Annotated in this window: 20 protein-coding genes and 1 tRNA gene; 10 read left to right on the top strand and 11 right to left on the bottom strand. The window is 68.0% G+C overall.

Annotated elements, in window-relative coordinates; genetic code table 11:
• The first annotated feature begins 22 nt into the window (after positions 1-22).
• Positions 23-1,294 (top strand): Na+/H+ antiporter NhaA, encoded by a 1,272-nt coding sequence (gene nhaA / locus SH591_RS10425; RefSeq protein ID WP_416385180.1) that lies wholly within the window; start codon positions 23-25, stop codon positions 1,292-1,294.
• Complete coding sequence (locus SH591_RS10420) at positions 1,291-2,577, top strand: hypothetical protein (RefSeq protein ID WP_324749066.1); 1,287 nt, start codon at positions 1,291-1,293, stop codon at positions 2,575-2,577. The genes nhaA and SH591_RS10420 overlap by 4 nt, the downstream gene beginning before the upstream one ends.
• A 7-nt stretch (positions 2,578-2,584) precedes the next feature.
• Here SH591_RS10420 and SH591_RS10415 read toward each other — a convergent pair whose 3' ends face one another.
• A complete protein-coding gene (locus SH591_RS10415) occupies positions 2,585-2,818 on the bottom strand; it encodes a hypothetical protein (RefSeq protein WP_322831443.1) in 234 nt (77 codons plus the stop codon).
• 169 nt (positions 2,819-2,987) lie between these two features.
• On the opposite strand from SH591_RS10415, the gene SH591_RS10410 reads away from it, so the two are divergent.
• Together SH591_RS10410 and SH591_RS10405 are read left to right on the top strand one after the other, a co-directional pair.
• On the top strand, positions 2,988-3,311 hold the full coding sequence (locus SH591_RS10410; RefSeq protein ID WP_324749065.1) for a hypothetical protein: 324 nt from the start codon (positions 2,988-2,990) through the stop codon (positions 3,309-3,311).
• An 80-nt stretch (positions 3,312-3,391) separates the two neighbouring features.
• A complete protein-coding gene (locus tag SH591_RS10405) occupies positions 3,392-3,595 on the top strand; it encodes a KTSC domain-containing protein (RefSeq protein WP_324749064.1) in 204 nt (67 codons plus the stop codon).
• On the opposite strand, the gene SH591_RS10400 is transcribed toward SH591_RS10405, so the two are convergent.
• From SH591_RS10400 to hslV, 8 genes are all read right to left on the bottom strand, one after another.
• Positions 3,592-3,975, bottom strand: a complete 384-nt coding sequence (locus SH591_RS10400) for a hypothetical protein (protein ID WP_324749062.1) — start codon at positions 3,973-3,975, stop codon at positions 3,592-3,594. The genes SH591_RS10405 and SH591_RS10400 overlap by 4 nt on opposite strands.
• A gap of 103 nt (positions 3,976-4,078) precedes the next feature.
• Entirely contained in the window at positions 4,079-5,902 is a 1,824-nt protein-coding gene (locus SH591_RS10395; RefSeq protein WP_324749061.1) for an autotransporter domain-containing protein, read from the bottom strand.
• A gap of 84 nt (positions 5,903-5,986) precedes the next feature.
• Entirely contained in the window at positions 5,987-7,309 is a 1,323-nt protein-coding gene (locus SH591_RS10390; protein ID WP_324749060.1) for a M20/M25/M40 family metallo-hydrolase, read from the bottom strand.
• 50 nt (positions 7,310-7,359) lie between these two features.
• A complete protein-coding gene (locus tag SH591_RS10385; protein WP_324749059.1) occupies positions 7,360-8,475 on the bottom strand; it encodes an App1 family protein in 1,116 nt (371 codons plus the stop codon).
• A gap of 57 nt (positions 8,476-8,532) precedes the next feature.
• On the bottom strand, positions 8,533-9,300 hold the full coding sequence (locus tag SH591_RS10380; protein WP_324749058.1) for an aspartyl/asparaginyl beta-hydroxylase domain-containing protein: 768 nt from the start codon (positions 9,298-9,300) through the stop codon (positions 8,533-8,535).
• A gap of 116 nt (positions 9,301-9,416) precedes the next feature.
• The gene (locus SH591_RS10375; protein ID WP_322831435.1) at positions 9,417-9,872 is read right to left on the bottom strand and encodes a hypothetical protein; all 456 of its coding nucleotides are present in this window, start codon (positions 9,870-9,872) and stop codon (positions 9,417-9,419) included.
• A 102-nt stretch (positions 9,873-9,974) separates the two neighbouring features.
• The gene (hslU, locus tag SH591_RS10370; protein ID WP_324749057.1) at positions 9,975-11,276 is read right to left on the bottom strand and encodes an ATP-dependent protease ATPase subunit HslU; all 1,302 of its coding nucleotides are present in this window, start codon (positions 11,274-11,276) and stop codon (positions 9,975-9,977) included.
• An 82-nt stretch (positions 11,277-11,358) separates the two neighbouring features.
• Positions 11,359-11,901, bottom strand: coding sequence for an ATP-dependent protease subunit HslV (hslV, locus tag SH591_RS10365; RefSeq protein ID WP_322831433.1), 543 nt, complete (start codon positions 11,899-11,901; stop codon positions 11,359-11,361).
• Positions 11,902-12,006: 105 nt separating this feature from the next.
• Here hslV and SH591_RS10360 point away from each other — a divergent pair, with 105 nt between their 5' ends.
• Positions 12,007-14,532 (top strand): DUF2339 domain-containing protein, encoded by a 2,526-nt coding sequence (locus SH591_RS10360; RefSeq protein WP_324749056.1) that lies wholly within the window; start codon positions 12,007-12,009, stop codon positions 14,530-14,532.
• Between the two features lie 45 nt (positions 14,533-14,577).
• Here the strand turns inward: SH591_RS10360 and SH591_RS10355 are convergent.
• Positions 14,578-14,654: transfer RNA gene (locus tag SH591_RS10355), tRNA-Pro, on the bottom strand.
• 131 nt (positions 14,655-14,785) lie between these two features.
• Here SH591_RS10355 and SH591_RS10350 point away from each other — a divergent pair.
• From SH591_RS10350 to SH591_RS10330, 5 genes are all read left to right on the top strand, one after another.
• Complete coding sequence (locus tag SH591_RS10350) at positions 14,786-15,259, top strand: PaaI family thioesterase (protein ID WP_324749055.1); 474 nt, start codon at positions 14,786-14,788, stop codon at positions 15,257-15,259.
• A 125-nt stretch (positions 15,260-15,384) separates the two neighbouring features.
• Positions 15,385-15,717: a preprotein translocase subunit YajC gene (gene yajC / locus SH591_RS10345; protein WP_322831430.1), complete on the top strand. Its 333-nt coding sequence runs from the start codon at positions 15,385-15,387 to the stop codon at positions 15,715-15,717.
• A complete protein-coding gene (gene secD / locus SH591_RS10340) occupies positions 15,717-17,312 on the top strand; it encodes a protein translocase subunit SecD (RefSeq protein ID WP_322831429.1) in 1,596 nt (531 codons plus the stop codon). The genes yajC and secD overlap by 1 nt, the downstream gene beginning before the upstream one ends.
• A 9-nt stretch (positions 17,313-17,321) precedes the next feature.
• Positions 17,322-18,278, top strand: a complete 957-nt coding sequence (secF, locus tag SH591_RS10335; protein WP_322831428.1) for a protein translocase subunit SecF — start codon at positions 17,322-17,324, stop codon at positions 18,276-18,278.
• 1 nt (position 18,279) lies between these two features.
• Positions 18,280-18,657 carry an Mth938-like domain-containing protein gene (locus SH591_RS10330; RefSeq protein ID WP_324749054.1) on the top strand — a complete coding sequence of 126 codons (378 nt, stop codon included), beginning with the start codon at positions 18,280-18,282 and terminating at the stop codon, positions 18,655-18,657.
• Here SH591_RS10330 and SH591_RS10325 read toward each other — a convergent pair.
• Entirely contained in the window at positions 18,644-19,831 is a 1,188-nt protein-coding gene (locus SH591_RS10325; protein WP_324749053.1) for a glycosyltransferase, read from the bottom strand. The genes SH591_RS10330 and SH591_RS10325 overlap by 14 nt on opposite strands.
• Positions 19,832-19,839 lie beyond the last annotated feature (8 nt).

The raw sequence follows: 19,839 nt of genomic DNA, 5'->3' as shown, positions 1-19,839 counted from the left end.
GCGGTTAGGCAGGCTCATGCCCTTGTCCCAAGCCCCCACCCGATCCGCTCTGCGCAACTTCCTCGACAGCGAAGCGGCGGGCGGAATCCTGCTGATGGTCGCCGCGGCCTTCGCCATGTTCGTCGCCAATTCGCCGATGGCGGAGGCCTATCATCATCTCCTGCACGCCCCGATCAGCCCTGCGCTGACCGACAAGATCGGGCCGATGACGCCGCATCTCTGGATCAACGACGGGCTGATGGCGATTTTCTTCCTGCTCGTCGGGCTGGAGATCAAGCGCGAGTTCGTCGACGGGCGGCTCGCTACCTGGGAGCAGCGCCGTCTGCCCTTCATTGCCGCGGCCTCCGGGATGGCCTTTCCCGCCTTGATCTACCTTGCCGTCACCGCCGGCAGCCCCGGCCTGTCGCGCGGCTGGGCGATCCCGGCAGCGACCGACATCGCCTTCGCGATCGGCGTGCTGGCCCTGCTCGGCCGGCGCGCGCCGACCTCGCTCAAACTGTTTCTGACCACGGTGGCGATCGTCGACGACATGGGCGCGGTCGCGATCATCGCCGTCGCCTATACAGCTGCGATTGACCTGGTCGCCCTGGCCGCGGCCGCCGGCATCCTCGTCCTGATGTTCGCGCTCAACCGGGGCGGCGTCCGCTCGCTTACCGTTTACGCGCTGCTCGCCGCGGCGCTGTGGTATGCCGTGCTGCTCTCGGGCGTCCACGCGACGGTCGCCGGCGTGCTCGCTGCGGCCACAATCCCGATCATCAAGAGCCCGGGAGCCCCGGACGATGCCCGGTCGCCCCTGCACCGGCTCGAGCATGCGATCGCGCCGCTCGTCGCCTTCTTCATCGTGCCGTTGTTCGGCTTCGCCAATGCCGGCGTGTCGCTGGAGGGCATGGGCCTCGCGCAGATACTCGCCCCGCTGCCGCTCGGCATCGCCGCCGGCCTTTTCATCGGGAAACAGGCCGGCATCTTCCTGGCGGTGTGGCTGTCGGTGCGACTGGGGCTTGCGACGCGTCTGCGCGGCGCGACCTGGCTGCAAATCTACGGCGTGTCCTCGCTGTGCGGGATCGGCTTCACGATGAGCCTGTTCATCGGCGCCCTCGCCTTCCCCGACGCGCCGGCGCGGATCGAGGAGGCGAAGATCGGCGTGCTGCTCGGCTCCTTGCTCTCCGCGCTCGCCGGCTATGCGCTGCTGCGCCTCGCGCCCCAGCATCGGCGCCACGGGGAGGCGGAGGCCGAGCAGGCGATCGAGATGGACATTGACGGAGACGTCGTTTCGCTTGAGGAACAGCGGCCATGAAGATCTTCAAAGCGTGCCTTGCATTGCTGCTCCTCGCCGGCTGCGTCTCCGATCGGGTCCAGGACGACAGCCTCGACGAAATCGCCAAGGACTATGTCCAGATGACGCTTGAGATTGGCGAGCGCGAGCCCGGCTATGTCGATGCTTATTACGGGCCCCAGGAATGGGCCGACGCCGCCAAGGCCGCGCCGCGCTCGCTTGCCCATCTCAGCCGGGAAGCGGCCAGGCTGGCCGACCGCACCAATGCGATCGACCCGTCCGCGCTCGAGCCGATCGAGCAGCGCCGCCGCGTCTTCCTGCTCGCACAACTGCGCGCCGCGACGACACGGTTGCGCATGCTTCAGGGCGAGAAGCTGAGCTTCGCCGAGGAAGCGGAAGGGCTGTTCGGCGTCCGGCCGGAGCTGAAGCCGCTTTCCGATTACGACCCGGTGCTGAAGCGGATCGAAACGCTGGTCCCGGGATCGAGGCCGCTCGCTGACCGCGTCGATGCCTTCCAGGACGCCTTCACGATCCCCAAGGAGCGGCTGAAGCCGGTGTTCGACGCGGCAATCGCCGAGTGCAAGCGGCGCACGACGCAGCATATCGCGATGCCGGCCGGCGAAAGCTTCGACCTCGAATTCGTCACCGGCAAGAGCTGGTCCGGCTACAATTATTACAAGGGCGGCTATCACAGCCTGATCCAGGTCAACACCGACCTGCCGATCCGGATCAGCCGCGCGGTCGATCTCGGCTGCCACGAAGGCTATCCGGGCCACCATGCGCTCAACATGCTGCTCGAGGAGCGGCTGACCAAGGGCCGCGGCTGGATCGAGTTCAGCGTCTATCCGCTCTATTCGCCGCAATCCTTAATCGCCGAGGGCTCGGCCAATTACGGCATCGATCTCGCCTTTCCAGGGCCGGAGCGTCTCGCTTTCGAGACTGCGGCGCTCTATCCGCTCGCCGGAATCCCAACCGCGAAAGCGGGCGACTATCTCGCTCTGCTGCACGCCATGCGCGATCTTGCCGGCGCCCGCTTCACGATCGCGCGCGACTTCCTGGAAGGGCGGATCGACCGGGCGCAAGCGGTCGCGCTCACCCAGAAATATCAGCTCGTGTCCAAGGCGCGCGCCGAGCAGTCGATCGACTTCACCACGCAATACCGGTCCTACGTGATCAATTACGGGCTCGGCCAGGATATGGTGCAGGCCTTTGTCGAACGCGCCGGCGCGGATCCGGCGGCGCGCTGGGCGGCCATGGAACGGCTGATCTCCGAGCCGAGCCTGCCCGCGGACCTGCTTCGTTAGGCGTAGATCAGGCCGCTGCGCCGACGAGCAGCAGGACGGCGCCGAGGCCCATCAGGGCAAGCCAGGGCAGATCGCCCTTCACGCTGAGGCGGCGGCCGCGGCCGCTCGGCTCCAGCGTGTCGCGTGGGGAATCGGGGGCGATGGCGCGAGGCTCGCTCAGCCGGCCGCGGCGAAGCGTCGAAATGGCCGTCATCACGACCCCGACGATGACCAGTAACGCACCGATTCCGACCAGCATCATGACCGCCTCCGGTCTGCCACGCTTGCCGCCAGTCTAGCGCAAGGTGGCCCCGGAGGGAACGCACCTAGACCGCAGATGAACGAGCGGTAGTTTTCGGTTCATGCAACCGGCCTCTTCCGCCGCCCGTTTTCCGAAGGCCCGCATCAGACGGGCGCAGTAGGAGAGAATCATGCGTATCTTCGTTCTCGCGGCCACACTTGCCGCGATCGCGTTGCCGGCGGCACCAGCGCTGGCCGACGGTCCGCGGCAGAACTGGCGCGAATATCGCCAGGACGTCCGCGAAGCGCGGCGCGACTATCGGCGCGATCTGCGCCGTGCCGACAGCCGTCGTGACATCCGCGAAGCCAGGCGCGACTACCGCCGCGACGTGCGCGAGGCCCGCCGTGACTATCGCCGCGATTGGCGAGAGGATCGACGCGACTATCGGCGCGACTGGCGCGGCTGGAAGCGGGACCACCGCTACCGCAACTGGCGCGGCGGCTATCGCTGGTAGGACGAGGCTGCGGGGGAGCGCCCGGCCACCGGCCGCGTCTCCCCTGCGGCTCCAATCGGCGCCCTGTTCGTTTTGGTCCTATGCCGTCGACGGTCATCCGCACGCATCTCTACGATGCCGGGGAGCGCAAGCTCGCGATCGAGTTCACCACCGGTCGCCGCTATCTCTATCACGACGTGCCGCCGCAGGAATATGAGCGCTTCCGCTCCGCGTTCAGCAAGGGACGCCATTTCAACGCCCATATCCGCGACGCCTACCGGTACACGGAGCTGGAGTCGGCCTAGCTCGCCTGCTCTTCGATCCGGCAGGCCGGCAATTGGAGCTGCGCCGTGTCTGCGCACTTGCGAACCTGCACGTCGCCATTGGGCGCGATGAATATCGCCCAGTCCTTCGTGTCCGAGCAGCGCGCGGTCCACATGGAGAGATTCTTGTAATCCTCCTGATAGCCCGATTGCTCGACCTTCTTGCAGGCCGAGCCCGAATCCTGGATCGCTCGGCGCAGTGCCAGCCCGCGGTTGAGTTCGCTGAGCCCCTTCAATTGATCCACGAACGGCGAACTCGCCGTCATCTTCCGCGTCTCGGCCGGCGCGTCGGCGGGCTTGTCGCCGCAGCCGGCCAGCGCAAGGACGAAAAGTGCGGCGATTCCCATCGGTCTGTATGTCATGCGGCCACATTATCTCTCGGCCGGGACGATTGCCAAGGGGTTGGCAGCGGCACCGCGGTCGGCGGGGCGGCGAGAAATCGTGAGCCTCTCGCCGCCCGCACGATCAGAAGCCGAGCTTCACCCCGACGAAGCCGGAGAAATCATTGCCGCCTTCCTGCTCGAACGAGGAGCTGGCGTTGACTTGCAGCGCGATCCGCTCGCCCAGCGAGAAGCTCGCGCCGCCGGTCAGGCGGGCATAGGTGTCCTTGGACCGGCTGGGCAGCACGAAGCCGTTGACGATCGTCGGCGCCGCGGTGCCGGCATAACGGATGGTGCGGCTATCGCCTTCGAAGTCCTTCTCGGCGGTCAAGGCAACATAGGGGCGGACGGCGAGACCGCCCATATCCACTTCGCCGCGCGCCTCCACGCCGGCGCTGCCGGCCAGCGCCTTCACGTCCTGGTCGGACACGGCGAGCGTCAGCACCGGGTCGCCGGTCTCGGTATAGCCGTCGCGTTCCGCCTCGGCGTACTGGACGCCGAGGACCGGGCCGACGCGCCAGTTGCCGACCCCGAACAGATAGCCCGCCTTGGCCCCGGCAGTGATCGCGTGACCGTCGCTCTCTCCCTCGAGCCGGTCGATCACGGCGGCGCGCTCATTCTCGAAATCAAGCCAGCCATAGCCGGCATAACCTTCCATGAAGGCGCCGGCCGCGGCGGCCCAGCCGGCGTAGACGCCCGCCTGCCACGCCCGCGCCTCGGCTTGGCCATCGGTCGTCACGAAATCCGCCTTGGCGCGCGAATAATTGACGGCTGCGCCGATCACGGCGCCCGGCGCCGCATCATATTCGGCGCCGGCGGTGATTCCGACGACATCGAGATCGTAGGACAGGTTGGTCGCGCTGCGGCCGTAATCACGCCCGGCGAAATTGCCGGTGACGTAGAAATTGAGGCCGCCCTCGCCATTGCCGCCGTGGCGCGCATCGGAAAGATCGAGACGGCCGAGCAGCGTCGAGCCGAAGGCGCGCGCGGTTTCCAGGCCGACGTCGGTCTGCGCCTGGAAATGGAGCGGCGCTTCGAGCTGCCTAACCGCATAGCGGCCGACGATTTCGAAGCCCTTGGACGTGAGGTGCAGCTGATCGACATAGAAGAAATAGCGATCGAGCAATTCGGGATTGGTGGTGACGCAGGCGAGCGGGCAGGCGCCGGCGCTCTGCAGCCCGAACGCCGCGGGATTGGCCTGGACGACATCGCCGACCGTGTTGAGATTGAGATAGTTCACGATCACGCCCTGGTTGGCGAAGCCGGCGAGCGTGGTCTGCATCCCGTTGTTGAAAGCGGTCGAGAAGGCCGAGCCGGCGGCCGCGCTTGGCTGGCCCACCGCCTCGGGCAGACGGCCGACGTCGCCCGCCAGGAAGGTGATGTTGCGGGCGCCGGCATCGACCAGCGCATTGAGGCCCGCCGTCGCCTCGCCGACGCGGATCGCGGCCGCGGCAGGCGCTCCGGCCACCGTGCCACCGCCCAGCCGGTAGGCGCGGGCATCGTTGCCGCCGATCGAGATGGCGAGCAGGTCGCCGGCGTCGAACCTGCCGTCGACGCGCGGGAAGGCGGCGGGGCCGCCCCCGGAGAGGAACGACTGATATTGGAGCTGGAAGCCGAGCGGGCCGACCGGATTGATATTGCCGGTGCCGGTATAGGCGCCGCCGATCGCGAAATTATCGACTGGAACGTTCAACGCCTGCGCCATCGTGTCGATGAAGTTGGTACCGTTGCTGAAGCGCCCATTGGGGTAGGGGGCGGGGCGCGGCACGCCGAACTCCCAGAGATTGCCGGTGTCGGCATAGCTGTCGCCGAACGCGACGATACGGTCGATGCTCTGCGCCGAAGCCGGCGCGGCGTGGACGGTGAGCGCGGCGGTGGCGCACAGGAGCTTGGCGGTTAGACGCGACATGGATCCCCCCTAAAAGCGGAGCGGCGTTGCTCGCCGCTCCTTATGTCGCTGGGATGCCGCGCTTTCGGGCTACTGACAAGGGGTTCAGTTGCGGTTCGGCGGCGCCTTCTCCCGCGCCAGCCGCGACATCAGGATGGCCGCTCTTTTGGCCTGGCGGTCGAGGCTGGCGATCTCAATGTCCTCGCCCGGCGCGTGCGAGCGGGTGCCTGCGGTGCCGAGGCCGATCAGGCCATCGACGTCGTTGGCGACGAAGCTGATGTCGCCGGCGCCGCGCTTGGCCGGATCGAGCTCGCCCATTTGCGGGAGGCCCATGTCGCGATTGACGAGGTTGAGCCGGACGAGCAGCGCGCGATTGCCCTCGGTCGGCGCCATCGGCGGGTAACCGTCCTTCTTGAAGGTGAGTTCGGCCTGCGTGCCTGCGAGCGGACTGCGCGCGACGATGGCCTGCATCCTGGCGCGGACGCGCTCGGTCTGCGCGTCAGACAGGGTGCGCAGGTCGCCGCGGGCGATGGCGATGGCGGGGATGATGTTGGTCTTGCCGGTCGCGGTGGCGCGCACGCCCTGCTCATCGGTCGCGGCAGTGGCGCCGCCGGCGATCAGGCCGACGTTGAACGTGAGGTTGGGCTCGGGCAGCTCCTGGCGGAAGGCTGCGATGATGCGCGCGAGCTCGTAGATCGCGCCGTCGCCCACGCCCTTGGCGAAGATGCCGCTCGAATGGCCGCTCTTCGCGGTCGTCTTGAGCTCCCACGAAGTCGAGCTGCGCCGTGCGATCGAGCCGATATCGACGCCGCCCTCCTGGCTCAGCCCCTCGAAGTCGAGCGCGACATCGGCGCGCTTGCCGGCCGCGATCAGATCGGCCCGCGCCGCCTCGATCGGCGCACCCGGACGTTCCTCGTCGCCGGTGAGCACGATCTCGATATCGGCATCCTTCAACGTGCCGGCCGCCTTCATCGCGCGCAACGCCGCGATCATAACGACCATACCGCCCTTGTCGTCGCCGATGCCCGGACCTTCGGCGCGGTCGCCCTTCAGCTCGAAGCGCTGGAACGGCGAATCGGGTTCGAACACGGTGTCGAGATGGCCGATCAGCAGCATCTTCTTGCCGCGGCCATTGCCCTTGTGGGTGGCGACGATGTGGCCGGCGCGGCCGGTATGTTCCATCGGCACCCAGCGCACCTCGAAGCCGAGCGGCTCGAGTTCGGCGCGCACCATCCTGCCGACCGCCTCGACCCCCGGCAGGTTCATCGACCCGCTATTCTGGTTCACCAGTGTCTCGAGCAGACCCAGGGTGCGCGCGCGCTCCTGCTCGACGACCTCCACCATCTTCTTCTCGGCCGCGCTGAGCCGCGCATCGGCGGCGGCAGGAAGAGCGGCGGCGGCGAGCAGGGCAAAGAGGAAGAGCTTCATCGCGATCTCCGGTGCAGGGGCGACGGAGCCTAGCCCCGGCGGACACGAGATCAAGCCTTCTGCACGATCGCCTTCGCCGCCTCGAGCGGCCGGTCGAGGTCGAGCGTCTCGACGACCTTCACCGCATCGTCGAAGCCGGCGCCGCAGAAAGTGGGGATGCCCCTGGCCTCTATGCCGGCGAGGAGCGCGCCCTTGGCGCCGCTGCGGCACGTGCCGGAGACATCGCGGATGAAGACCGCGGCGATCCGCTCGGGGTAGTCCTCGACCGCCTTCGCGTAGATCTCGACGTCCTGCTGGCCGTTGTCGCCGATAAGCAGGAAACGAAGCCCGGGATAGAAAGCGAGCACGGTCTCGATCGCCTGCAGCTTGTGCGTGTCGTGCCCGGTCTTGAACAATTTGCTCTCGTCGATGCCGTAATCCTTGAGGAACATCGGCCCGTGCGGGATTCCGTTCAGCTCCATGAACTCGGTGATGAAGCCATAGAGGTTCCACGGGCTCGACGAGACGTAGAAGAAGGGCCGCACCGGCGCGACATGATCGCGCGCGATCATCTTGTAGAGGGTCGAGGCGCCGGGCACCGCGAGCCGGTCCTGCGGCTGCTCGACCAGAACGCGCCGCCAGTTCTTGAGGAAATTGGTGGCGCCGGTCTCGACGACCGTGTCGTCGATGTCGGAGATGATGCCCCAGTGATTGCCGGTGCCGGGCGCCATCACCGGCACCGGAATGCGGTCGCGCTGCGCCTCGCGGCCGGGGGTGGAGAGCGTCACCCGCTCCCAGCCGGTCGCCTCCGGAAGCGGCAGCTCGATCGGCAGCTCGAACGTGAAATAGCCTTCCTCGTCGGTGACGGTCTCGATCATGTGGCCATAGCCTTCGCAGCGCACCGCGACGCCCGGCAGCTCGTTGCTGTTGTAGATCTCCATCATCGCCCGCAGCCGGGTGAGCGTCCCCTCGCCCGCGTCGAGCGGCTTCTCGTAGCGCACGATCCGGCCCTTCAGCCGCACCATGCGGTCGTTGCGGTAGCCGGCATAAGCGAGCATCCGCACCTTGCGATCGTGGCCTTCGCCGCGCGCGAGCACGCGCTCGAACCGGTCAACGTCGCGCTCGAGTTCCACGGCAGCGGAGTGGAGGAAGCGGCGCAGGCGGGAGGGCGGTTTCGTCTCGGTCATGGCTGGGTCAACCCCGGCTCCGCCGGAGCGTTCCCGGCGCCGTCGAGACCCCGGCGCTCAGGCTTCGCGCTCGCCGACCTTCATCGCCCGCTCCCAGGCAGCCATGTTGCGCTTGCCTTCCTGCACGAACGGCGAGCGGCGGATGCCGGCGAGAAACAGGTCGGCGACCTGCTTTCCCGGTGCGCGCAGCGGGCGTTCGACCTGCACAAGCAGGATGACGCGCGGCGTGGCGCCCTCATGCCAGACCTCGTGGCGGTAGGTGTCGTCCCAGACGATGCATTCGCCTTCGCGCCAGTGGATCGTCGAATCGGCGAGGTGCATCCGGCAGCCGTCCGGGATCATCAGCCCGAGATGACAGGTGAGCAGTCCCTTAGTCGGGCCGCGATGCGCCTTGATGTGCATGCCGGGCAGCAGGATCGAGAAGAAGGCGCTGTTGAGGCCGGGAATGCGCGAGGCCAGATCGGCCGTGCGGGGGCAGCGCGCGCAATTGTCGTCGAGGCGATAGCCGTAGCCGTAGAGAAAGAAGGATTTCCACAGGTCGGTGGTGGCGATGCGGCGATGATCTGGGGAGACCGAACGCAGCGGCGGCACCTCCTCGATCCGCGGCAGCAAGGTCGCCGCCTCGTCGCGGATCGCCTCCCAATTCGCCTCTAGCGTCGCCGTCCAGGGGAAATCGGTGCTGTCGAGGACGGGATCGTTGGGAACCAGGGAGGAGCGGGCGATGACCCGGTCGAGCCGGCCGCGCATTTTCTTGATGAAGCGATAGGGCCATGGCCGGGCCGGCAGCCCCGACGGGTTGGCAGCGGCTGGACTGGTCATCGTCATCGGCGACCCCGGTCAGTTCGCCGTCCCCTTACACCATTTCGCGCGGATCCGTCAGCGCAGGAATCGAAAGGGCCGCGCCGGCAGGGGAAAACCGGCGCGGCCCGTCTCGGCTGCGGTCAGGACGGCGTCTTGGCCGATGCCGCCGCGTCGAGCTCGGCGCGGGTCATGGCGATGACCAGGCCCTGCTGGTTCTTGCCGAAGCTGGTGACCGGGATTTGCACGCGGCTCTTGCCAGTGGCGATCACGGCGCCGCTCGCATCGACCGATTCGATCTTGCCGACGACCCCGCCGGCCGTGTCGCGCACGGTATCGCCCGCCTTGATGTCGGCCTGGGTCACCGCGACGAGCTTCGCGTCCCCGGCCTCGGCCTTGGCAGTCGCACCGACTGACTGGTTGGCCGCATCCGCCGCTGTGTTCGCAGCGTCGCGGACCGCATCGGTGGCGGCGTCGACGGTCGACTGGACCGGGAGGTTGGCGTTGACGCCGGCATTGACGTCGACGGCGACCTGAGCCCCCGCGCCGGCTAGCGGCAACGCGGCCGCGGCGGCCAAGAGGGCGGTCTTCAGCAACATTCTCGATCTCCTTCGTTGGGATAGCGACAACCCGCGGAAGGAGAATCGGGTGCAAGCGAGTCGACGAAACGTGCGACTCCCTCGGCCAATTAGATCCTTGGTTTAGAGAACATATTTGCTGAGGTCGGTGTTGCGGGCGACGGCGGCCAGCTGCTTCTCGACATAGGCCGCATCCACCGTGACAGTCTCGCCCTTGCGATCCTCGGCCTCGAAGCTGACGTCTTCGAGCAGCTTCTCCATGACCGTCTGCAGCCGCCGCGCGCCGATATTCTCGATCTGGCCGTTCACCTCGGCGGCGATGCGGGCGATCGCGCGGATGCCGTCGTCGGTGAAGTTGACCTCGACCCCTTCGGTGGCGATCAGCGCGCGATATTGCTCGGTGAGGCTGGCGCGCGTGTCCTGCAGGATGCGGACGAAATCCTCCTCGGTCAGCGCCTTCAGTTCGACGCGGATCGGCAGGCGGCCCTGGAGCTCGGGGAGGAGATCGCTCGGCTTGGCGATGTGGAACGCGCCCGAAGCGATGAACAATATATGGTCGGTCTTGAGCGGACCATATTTGGTGGCGACGGTGGTTCCCTCGATCAGCGGCAGCAAATCGCGCTGCACGCCCTCGCGGCTGACCGAGCCGCCGCGCACGTCGCTGACCGCGATTTTGTCGATCTCGTCGAGGAAGACGATGCCGTTCGCCTCCGCGTCGCGCAAAGCGGTGCGGTTGACGTCGTCGGCATCGAGCCTCTTATCCGATTCCTCCTCGACCAATTTATCCCACGCGTCGGCGACGCGCAGCCGGCGCTTCTTCTTGGGCTGCTGGCCGAACGCCTTGCTCATCATATCGCTGAGGTTGATCATGCCGACCTGGCCGCCGAGGCCGGGTATCTCCATCGTCGGGCTCGCCGTCTCGACCAGCTCGATCTCCACCTCCTTGTCGTTGAGATGGTTGTCGGCGAGGCGCTGGCGGAAGCTCTCGCGGGTCGCCTGGCTCGCTTCCTTGCCGACCAAAGCATCGAGCAGCCGCTCCATCGCCGCTTCGCTGGCGGCTTCGCGCACCGCGCCTCGGCGGCGCTCCTTCTCGAGCCGAACGGCTTCCTCGACGAGGTCGCGGGCGATCTGCTCGACGTCGCGGCCGACATAGCCGACCTCGGTAAACTTGGTCGCCTCGACCTTCACGAAAGGCGCGTTGGCGAGCTTGGCCAGCCGGCGCGAAATCTCGGTCTTGCCGCAGCCGGTCGGCCCGATCATCAGGATGTTCTTGGGCGTGACCTCCTCGCGCAGATCCTCGGACAGGCGCTGGCGGCGCCACCGGTTGCGCAGGGCGACCGCGACCGCCTTCTTGGCCTCGTCCTGGCCGACGATGTGGGAGTCCAAAGCGGCGACGACCGCCTTCGGGGTGAGATTGTCGTTCATGTCTACCTTGCGTTCCGGCGAAAGCCGGAACCCAATCCGGCCTCAATTACTGGGCCCCGGCTTCCGCCGGGGAACTGGTCTGTCAGGCCGCGCCCTCGATCTTTTCGATGGTGAGATTCCCGTTGGTGTAGACGCAGACATCGGCGGCGATCTTCATCGCTTTGCGCGCGATCGTCTCCGCGTCCTCCTCATATTCGAAGATGGCGGTCGCGGCCGACAGCGCGAAATTGCCGCCCGATCCGATCGCGGCGATGCCGTCGGCGGGCTCGAGCACGTCGCCATTGCCGGTGAGGATCAGGGTCACGTCCTTGTCGGCGACGATCATCATCGCCTCGAGGTTGCGCAGATATTTGTCGGTCCGCCAGTCCTTGGCGAGCTCGACCGCGGCGCGCATCAATGCCCCATGATGCTGCTCGAGCTTGCGCTCCAGCCGCTCGAACAGAGTGAAGGCGTCGGCGGTGGCGCCGGCGAATCCGCCGATCACCGAACCGTCGTGGAGGCGGCGGACCTTGCGGGCATTGGGCTTGATCACCGTCTGGCCCAGCGACACTTGGCCGTCGCCGGCGACGACCACATTCCCGTTCTTACGCACACCCAGGATCGTTGTCCCGTGCCAGCTTTCCATGTCCGCTCCCGCTCTCTTTGTGGGGGCTATGTGGGATGGCGCGCGACGCTCTGCAACAATCGCGCAACCGTGACAGGGCCGGCACGAGCGGCTAGTCCCTCGGCGATGATCGAGCTGCTCCTTCTGGTCGGGCTGGTCGCCCTGTTCGCCGCCCACCGGAAGACGAGCCTCCGGCTGGCGCGTCTCGAAGAGCAGCTTGACGCGCTCGGCCATGCCCTGCATCCGCCCGCCGAGCCGACCCAGGCAGTCCGCGCCTACACCGTCCAAAGGGCAGCTCCCGAACCGGCCACCGAGCCGCCTGCCCGAGCCGAGGAGTGGACCGAGCCGCCCGCCGAGGAACCGGCTTTGCCGGTCCGCGAGACCTTTGCGATATTGTTCGAGCGCTTCGTCGGCGGGCGGCTGCTGATCTGGGTCGGCGGCATCGCGCTAGCGGTCGCGGGTGTGTTCCTGGTGCGCTATTCGATCGAGATCGGCCTGGTGACCCCGCCGGTGCGGATGGCGATGGCGGGGGCATTCGGCCTGCTGCTCATCGCCGGCGGCGAAATCGCGCGCAGCCGGCCTGGCTTCACCGCCGATCCCCGCGTCGCCCAGACCCTAGTCGGCGCCGGCATCTTCGTCCTCTATGCCGCGACTTACGGATCGCTGACATTATACGGGCTGATGCCGGTCGGCGTCGCTTCCGCGCTGATGGCACTGATCACGGCGGCGGCGCTGGTGCTGGCGCTGCGCCACGGCGCGCCGACGGCGGTGATGGGCCTCACCGGCGGCTTCCTGACTCCGCTGCTGGTCGGCGATCCGAACGCCAGCGCGGTGCCCCTGCTCGCTTACCTGGCGCTGCTCAACGCGGCCCTGTTCGCGCTGGCGCAGCGCCGCGGCTGGACCTGGCTCGCTGCCGGCGCGGTCGTGCTGAGCTTCCTCTGGTCGGCGGCCTTGCTGATGTCGCGCGCGCCCGATGCGCTGGCCGCGGGCGTGTTCATCGTCGCCATGGGCATCGCCGCCTCGCTCGCGCGGCCCGGTGAAGGGCGCCATCTCCATCTCCTGCAGCCGGCGGCGATCGGCCTGCTCCAGCTCGCGGTGCTGGTGGCGCGGACCGATCTCGGCGTCGCCGCCTGGGCTCTGTTCGGCACGCTCGCGCTGGCGAGCCTGGTCCTCGCCACGCGGCGCGAGGAATATCGGCTGCTGCCGCCGCTCGCCTTGTTGCTGGCTTTGGTGCTGCTCGCCGCCAAAAGCCTGTTCGACAGCAACCCGATCCTTCCCTGGGCCGCGGCGGCGACCGCTCTGCTCTTCACCGGCTTCGCCTGGCCGCTGGCGGCGCGCGACGGATCCCGCCTGCCCTGGACCGCCGTGGCCTGCGCCGCGCTCGCCGCCCCCGCGCTGATCCTGCGTGCCGGCGAGGGGCGACTCCTCGCCGGGCCCGTCTGGGGCGCGCTGATGCTCCTGCTGGCCGTCGGCCCGGCCGTGCTTGCCTGGCGCCACCGCGGCGAAGCCCGCGCCGAAGGCCAGCCGGACCTGCCGCTGCTGATCGCCGGAGCGACGTCGGCCTTGCTGCTGATGGCCGCGGCTTATGATCTCCTCCCCAATGACCTGATGCCGGCGGGTTGGGCGCTGGTCGCGCTCGCGGCCGCCGGCGCGGCGCGGCGTTTGCGCGACGTCGGCCTGGCGATGGTCGCGCTCGCCGTGTCCGCGGCTGCGGCCACGGCTTCCGTGCTACTGGTGCCCGAGCTCTGGGCCACGATCGGCGGCTCGCTGATCGCCGAACCCGCTTTCGTGACGGCGCTGCCGACGCCGGCCGCGGCGCTGCAATCGCTCGCGCTGACGGGCGCGCTGCTGCTGGCCGTATGGCGCGTCCTGCCGCCTCTGGCGCCGCTTCATGCCCGCGCGCTGCCCACAACCGGCGCGGCCCTGCTCGCCGCCGCGGGCTACATCCTGTTCAAGCAGGTCTTCGCGATCGAGGACCGGGCCGATTTCGACGCGCGCGGCTTCGCCGAGAGGATGGTGCTGACCCAGACGCTGTTCCTCGCCGGCTGGCTGCTCGCCAGCGGCACGCTGCGCGACGCCCGGCTGGCGGAGCGGCTGCCGGCCTGGGGCATGGCGCTGACCCTCGTCGCCGCGGCGCGCCTCATCTGGTTCGACCTCATCCTCCACAATCCGGTGCTGACGCCGCAATGGATCGGGCCGCTGCCGCTCCTCAACCTGATCCTTCCCGCCTTCATCGGCAGCGCCTTTTGGCTGCATCTTGCGCGGCGGCGCGGCGGCCGCTGGCAGGTTTTGTGGCTCATCCTGTTCCTGGGCGCGCTGATCGCGGGGGTGATGCTGCTGGTGCGCCAGGCCTTCCACGGCGCGACGCTGACCGCGATCGATATGCCGGTCGGCGAGCGCTATGGTTATTCGCTGGCCGGGCTTCTGCTCTCGGTCGGGCTGCTCGGCGCGGGCGTGCGCATGGCCGACAAGCCGCTGCGCCTCGCCGGCCTGCTGCTGCTGACCGCGACGGTGCTCAAGGTGTTCCTGGTCGACGCGGCGGCGCTCGAGGGCGTGCTGCGCATCCTCTCCTTCCTCGGCCTCGGCATCGCCCTGATCGGCGTCGGCAAGCTCTATACGAGCGTGCTCGCGGCCGAGGCGCGGACCGCCTAGCCGATCGTCATGGGCCGCCCCGCGGGCAGGAATGAAGTGAGAAAATGGTCGGGGCGAGAGGATTCGAACCTCCGACCCCCACACCCCCAGTGTGATGCGCTACCAGGCTGCGCTACGCCCCGACCGAGGCACCGCCGCAGCGATGCCGAAGCCGGCCACTTAGGCGCGAGCCGCCCGAATGGCAAGCGGCAGCCGGCTTGATCCGAACGGAATCGCCACCTAGTTTCAAAAAGAAACCAAAGGGGCGTCGGATATGACAGAGCCGCATTATGGCGTGGCGAGCCGCGAAGAGGTTGCCGGCCTGTCCGGCATCGAGATGCTGCGCGCCATGCTGGCCGGCAGACTGCCGGGCCCGCCCATGTCGCAGACCCTGGGCTTCCGCCTGACCGAGGTCGGCGACGGCACGGTCGTGTTCGAGGGCGAGCCCGGACCGCATCTGCTCAATCCGCTCGGCAGCGTCCACGGCGGCTGGGCGCTGGCGCTGATCGACAGCGCGACCGGCTGCTCGGTCCATAGCCGGCTCCCGGCCGGGCTCGGCTACACGACCGTCGAGACCAAGGTGAACATGACCCGCCCGATCCTCGCCGATGCCGGCACGGTCCGCACCGAAGGGCGGGTCGTCTCGATGGGTCGGCAGATCGCCACCGCCGAGGCCTATGTCTATTCCGCGGACCGCAAGCTGCTCGCCCACGGCACGTCGACCGTGATGATCCTGCAGCCACGCTGACGCCGCCCGGCCATCAGCGTCCGGACCTCCGGCCGGACCCTTGCTTGCGTAACGGGGGGTCCCCATGATAGTCGCGCCGGCTTCCGGTATGGCCGCCCGGCCACCCATTATCAGGTAAGATTTCCATGTTCGCATCTCCCGCCCATGCCGCAGCCGGCGCTGCACCTGCAGGAGCCGCCGGCTTCTTCGTGTCGGTCGCCCCGCTGATCCTGATCTTCGTGATCTTCTACTTCCTGCTGATCCGCCCGCAGCAGCGCCGCATGAAGCAGCACCAGGCGCTGATCACCGCGGTCAAGAAGAACGACATCGTGGTCACCGGCGGCGGCCTCGTCGGCAAGGTGACCAAGGTCGACGAGACCGAAGTGGAAGTGGAGATCGCCCCGAACGTCCGCGTGCGCGCGCTGAAGTCGACCTTGAGCGACGTCCGCCCGCACGGCACCAAGCCCGCGAACGACTGATGCTGGATTTCCCGCGTTGGAAAGTCTGGGGGACCACCCTCCTGCTCCTGATCGGCATCGCTTTCGCGATCCCGAGCATGTTGCCGCCGTCGGTCGTCGCCAAATTCCCCGGGTTCCTCCCGCGCGAGCAGGTCAATCTCGGCCTCGATCTGGCCGGCGGCAGCCATCTGCTGCTCGAAGCCGACACCAGCGACGTCGCCAAGCAGCGGCTCGAGGTGATGGAAGAGACGATCCGCACCGAGATGCGCCGGGCGAGCCCGCGCATCGAGATCGGCGAAGTGTCGAGCAGCGGCGGCCGCGTGAGCTTCATGGTGCGCGACCCGTCGAAGGTCGACGCGGCGATGGAGATCGTCCGCAACCTGACCCAGCCGGTCGGCCTCGGCGGCCAGCGCGACTGGAACGTCAACGTCCTCGATACCAACCGCATCGTCATGCAGCCGACCGAGTCGGGGCTTTCCGCGGCGCTCGACAATGCGATGAATGTCGCCCGTGAAGTCGTCTACAACCGCGTCGATCCGGATGGCACGCGCGAAGTGACCGTGGTCCGCCAGGGCCGCGAGCGCATCCTCGTCCAGGTGCCGGGCCTGCAGGACCCGGAAGGGCTGAAGCAACTGCTCGGCAAGACCGCGCGGCTCGATTTCAAATTGGTCGACCTCAACGCAGATCCGGCGCTGGTCGCGCAGGGCCGCGCGCCCGTCGGCAGCCAGGTCCTTCCCTATCCGGACAGCCCCACCGGCCGCATTGCCGTGCAGCGCCGCGCGATGGTGACCGGCGACCAGTTGATCGACGCCACCCAGCAATTCGATCCGACCACCAACGAGCCCGTCGTCAGCATCCGCTTCGACGGCGCCGGCGGCCGCCGCTTCGCGAAGGTGACGCAGGAGAATGTCGGCAAGCCGTTCGCCATCATCCTCGACGACGTTGTCGTCTCGGCGCCCAACATCAACGAGCCGATCCTCGGCGGCCAGGCGCAAATTTCGGGCAACTTCACCGTTCAGAGCGCCAACGACCTTGCCGTCCAGCTCCGCTCGGGCAAACTGCCGGTCGAGCTCAAGGTGGTCGAGGAGCGTACCGTCGGCCCCGACCTCGGCTACGATTCGATCCGCGAGGGCATCATCGCGGGCATCGTCGGCACCGTGCTGGTCCTGATCTTCATGTTCGTGACCTATGGCCGCTTCGGCTTCTACGCCAACATCGCGCTGGTCCTGAACGTCGTGATCATCCTCGGCATCATGGCGATCTTCAACGCGACGCTGACGCTGCCCGGCATCGCCGGCTTCGTGCTGACGATCGGCGCTGCGGTCGACGCCAACGTGATCATCAACGAGCGCATCCGCGAGGAATATCGGCGCGGACGGACGATCATCCAGGCGATCGAGCACGGCTATAATGAGGCCCGCACCGCCATTTTCGACGCCAACATCACCAACGTCATCGCCGGCATGCTGCTCTTCTACTTCGGCACCGGCCCGGTCCGCGGCTTCGCGGTCGTGATGATGATCGGTATCGCCACCTCGGTCTTCACCGCGGTCACCGTGACGCGCATGTTCGTGTCGCTGTGGCTGCGTAAGCGTCCGACCGAGCTGCGGATCTAGGAAAAGCCCATGCTGCTCAAGTTCGTCCCGGACAACACCAATATCGACTTCCTGCGCTGGCGCGGGTGGGCCATCGCCTTCTCGATCCTGATGATGGTCGCCTCAATCACTTTGGTCGCGGTCAAGGGCCTCAATTTCGGCGTCGACTTCGCCGGCGGCCAAATGATCCGCGTCACCTTTGCCCAACCGGTATCGATCGACGACCTGCGCAACGACGTCGCCGCGATCGGCGTCGGCGATCCGAGCATCCAGGAATTCGGCTCGCCGCGCGAAGTCTCGATCCGGCTGCCGCTGCCCGAGGGCGGCGAGGAAGGCGCCAACGCCGCCGCCTCGCGCGTCCGCGACGCGCTGGTCAAGCAATATCCTGGGGCGCGCATCGACGCCGTCGAAACGGTGTCGGGCAAGGTTTCGGGCGAGCTTGTCCGCTCGGGCGGTCTCGCCTTGCTGCTGTCGATGATCGGGATCGCGATCTACATCTGGATCCGGTTCGAATGGCAGTTCGGCGTCGGCGGCCTGTTCTCGCTGTTCCACGACGTCACGCTGACGCTGGGTCTGTTCGCGCTGACGCAGATGGAGTTCGATCTCAACGTGATCGCCGCCCTGCTGACGCTGATCGGCTATTCGCTCAACGACACGATCGTGATTTATGACCGGATTCGCGAGAATCTGCGCAAGTTCCGCAAAATGGACATCACGTCGCTGCTCAACATGTCGATGAACGAGACGCTCGCGCGCACCATCGCTACCAACCTCGCCATGCTGCTCGCGCTCGGCTCGCTGACTTTGCTCGGCCCCGACGTGATCCAGAGCTTCACGATCGCCCTTTTGTTCAGCGTCGTCGTCGGCACCTATTCGACCATCTATATCGCCACTCCCTTCCTGATCTGGCTGAAGGTGGAATCGAGCAGCTTCGTGCCCAAGGCGGCACCCGGCGGCGCGGAGCAGGTGCCGAGCGAAGGCTACTGACATGGCGTCGCGCTGGGACCGGGACGCATCGGCGAACGGCCCGGTTGTCCAGGGCTTCAGCGGCGGCGGCTTCAAAGTCGACGGCGGCATCTACATGGCGCTGCTGCTCACCCCGCTGCGCGCCGATGGTTGGGACGCACCGCCGCTGGCCGAGCTCAGCCTCGACCATCTCGCGCCTCTGCTGGGCCTCGATCCTCAGCCGGAATTCGTGATCATCGGCACCGGCCCGAAAATGGCCTTCCCGCCGCGCGCGCTGATCCGGGCGCTCGAGGAACGCGACATCGGCGTCGAGGCGATGGACAGCCGCGCCGCCGCCCGCGCCTGGGGCATGCTGCGCAGCGAGGAACGCTGGATCGCCGCCGCGCTCATGCCGCTCTGACGGCGCCGTTCCTTTCGACCATATCCGCCAGGTGATCGCGCAGTTCGCGCGCATTCCTGTCCCAGCTGAAGCGTTCGGCCGCCGCACGCGCGGCCGATTGCGACGGCGGCGCGGCGATCAGGGCACGGACGGCGGCGGCGATCGCGGCCGGATCGCGCGGGACGAGCCGCCCGGCTTCGGGCCGATCCACCACCTCGCGGGCGCCGCCGACATCGCTGATCACGATCGGCGTGCCGCAGGCAAGCGCCTCCACCCACACATTGGCCAGACCCTCCGACGACGAGGGCAGCACGAGCGCATCGGCGGCCGCGAGCAGACCCGGCAGGTCGGCATGCGGCCGATTGCCGAGGAACCGCGCCCGGGCGCCGATCCCGGCGGCGCGGACCTGGCGCTCGAGCGCACGACGGTCGGGCCCGTCCCCGATCAGGAACAGGGTGGCACCGGGGATGGCGCTCAGCGCCTCCAGCACCATCGCCTGGCCCTTGCGCGGGATCAAAGCCCCGGCCGTCGCCAACAGGGGACCGCTCACGCCGAGCTTCGCCTTTGCCGCCTGCCGGTCGACCGGCACGAAGCGATCGAGATCGACGCCGGTGCGGTGGGTCCGGATCCTGTCGCGCCGCATGCCCAACGCGGCCATGTCGTTGGCCAGCGCGTCGCTCACTGCCAGCAGGCCGCTGGCGGCGGCTGCGGCCTCCACGATCTGGCCGCTTATGCGGGGACGGCGGCCCCAATGGTGAATATCGGCCCCGCGCGCCTTGATCGAGAAGGGGAGCCCAAGCGCGCGCGCCAGATGCATGGCCGCAGGGCCGTCGGGCCAGAAGAATTCGGCGTCGATGATGTCGAACGGAAATTCCACGCGCATCCGCCGCAGGCTTGGAAGCAAAGCCGCCGCCATGCGCCGTGCATTGCCCGCCTGGCCGAGCGGGCCCCAGACGCGATAGGCGGGACGCCAGACCGGCAGACCTTTCCAATCCTCGCGCCCCGCAAGCGTGGAGCGCGGAGCGTAATGCGGGTGACGCGACAGCGGCCAGGGGGGCAGCCCGACCGGCGAGACCACCCGCACCTCGACATCGGGCAAAGCGGCGAGGCCCAGCGTCTGGCGCTCGACGAACACGCCGAGCGTCGGCTGGGCCGCGTTCGGGAACAGAGTAGCAAGGGTTAGCACGCGCAGCATCGTCTTAT

The sequence above is a fragment of the Sphingomonas sp. LY54 genome, assembly GCF_035594035.1.
In the GTDB taxonomy this organism is placed as follows: domain Bacteria; phylum Pseudomonadota; class Alphaproteobacteria; order Sphingomonadales; family Sphingomonadaceae; genus Allosphingosinicella.
This window is presented reverse-complemented; position numbering and strand designations above follow the sequence as displayed.

What these genes read in the sequence shown, in the direction of transcription:
- SH591_RS10375 (WP_322831435.1), bottom strand. Translation starts at nt 9,872, where the DNA reads ATGTTGCTGAAGACCGCCCTCTTGGCCGCCGCGGCCGCGTTGCCGCTA.
- SH591_RS10410 (WP_324749065.1), top strand. Translation starts at nt 2,988, where the DNA reads ATGCGTATCTTCGTTCTCGCGGCCACACTTGCCGCGATCGCGTTGCCG.
- yajC (WP_322831430.1), top strand. Translation starts at nt 15,385, where the DNA reads ATGTTCGCATCTCCCGCCCATGCCGCAGCCGGCGCTGCACCTGCAGGA.
- SH591_RS10325 (WP_324749053.1), bottom strand. Translation starts at nt 19,831, where the DNA reads ATGCTGCGCGTGCTAACCCTTGCTACTCTGTTCCCGAACGCGGCCCAG.
- secF (WP_322831428.1), top strand. Translation starts at nt 17,322, where the DNA reads ATGCTGCTCAAGTTCGTCCCGGACAACACCAATATCGACTTCCTGCGC.
- SH591_RS10385 (WP_324749059.1), bottom strand. Translation starts at nt 8,475, where the DNA reads ATGACCGAGACGAAACCGCCCTCCCGCCTGCGCCGCTTCCTCCACTCC.
- SH591_RS10350 (WP_324749055.1), top strand. Translation starts at nt 14,786, where the DNA reads ATGACAGAGCCGCATTATGGCGTGGCGAGCCGCGAAGAGGTTGCCGGC.
- hslV (WP_322831433.1), bottom strand. Translation starts at nt 11,901, where the DNA reads ATGGAAAGCTGGCACGGGACAACGATCCTGGGTGTGCGTAAGAACGGG.
- SH591_RS10380 (WP_324749058.1), bottom strand. Translation starts at nt 9,300, where the DNA reads ATGACGATGACCAGTCCAGCCGCTGCCAACCCGTCGGGGCTGCCGGCC.
- SH591_RS10360 (WP_324749056.1), top strand. Translation starts at nt 12,007, where the DNA reads ATGATCGAGCTGCTCCTTCTGGTCGGGCTGGTCGCCCTGTTCGCCGCC.
- secD (WP_322831429.1), top strand. Translation starts at nt 15,717, where the DNA reads ATGCTGGATTTCCCGCGTTGGAAAGTCTGGGGGACCACCCTCCTGCTC.
- hslU (WP_324749057.1), bottom strand. Translation starts at nt 11,276, where the DNA reads ATGAACGACAATCTCACCCCGAAGGCGGTCGTCGCCGCTTTGGACTCC.
- SH591_RS10405 (WP_324749064.1), top strand. Translation starts at nt 3,392, where the DNA reads ATGCCGTCGACGGTCATCCGCACGCATCTCTACGATGCCGGGGAGCGC.
- SH591_RS10415 (WP_322831443.1), bottom strand. Translation starts at nt 2,818, where the DNA reads ATGATGCTGGTCGGAATCGGTGCGTTACTGGTCATCGTCGGGGTCGTG.
- SH591_RS10420 (WP_324749066.1), top strand. Translation starts at nt 1,291, where the DNA reads ATGAAGATCTTCAAAGCGTGCCTTGCATTGCTGCTCCTCGCCGGCTGC.
- SH591_RS10400 (WP_324749062.1), bottom strand. Translation starts at nt 3,975, where the DNA reads ATGACATACAGACCGATGGGAATCGCCGCACTTTTCGTCCTTGCGCTG.
- SH591_RS10330 (WP_324749054.1), top strand. Translation starts at nt 18,280, where the DNA reads ATGGCGTCGCGCTGGGACCGGGACGCATCGGCGAACGGCCCGGTTGTC.
- SH591_RS10395 (WP_324749061.1), bottom strand. Translation starts at nt 5,902, where the DNA reads ATGTCGCGTCTAACCGCCAAGCTCCTGTGCGCCACCGCCGCGCTCACC.
- SH591_RS10390 (WP_324749060.1), bottom strand. Translation starts at nt 7,309, where the DNA reads ATGAAGCTCTTCCTCTTTGCCCTGCTCGCCGCCGCCGCTCTTCCTGCC.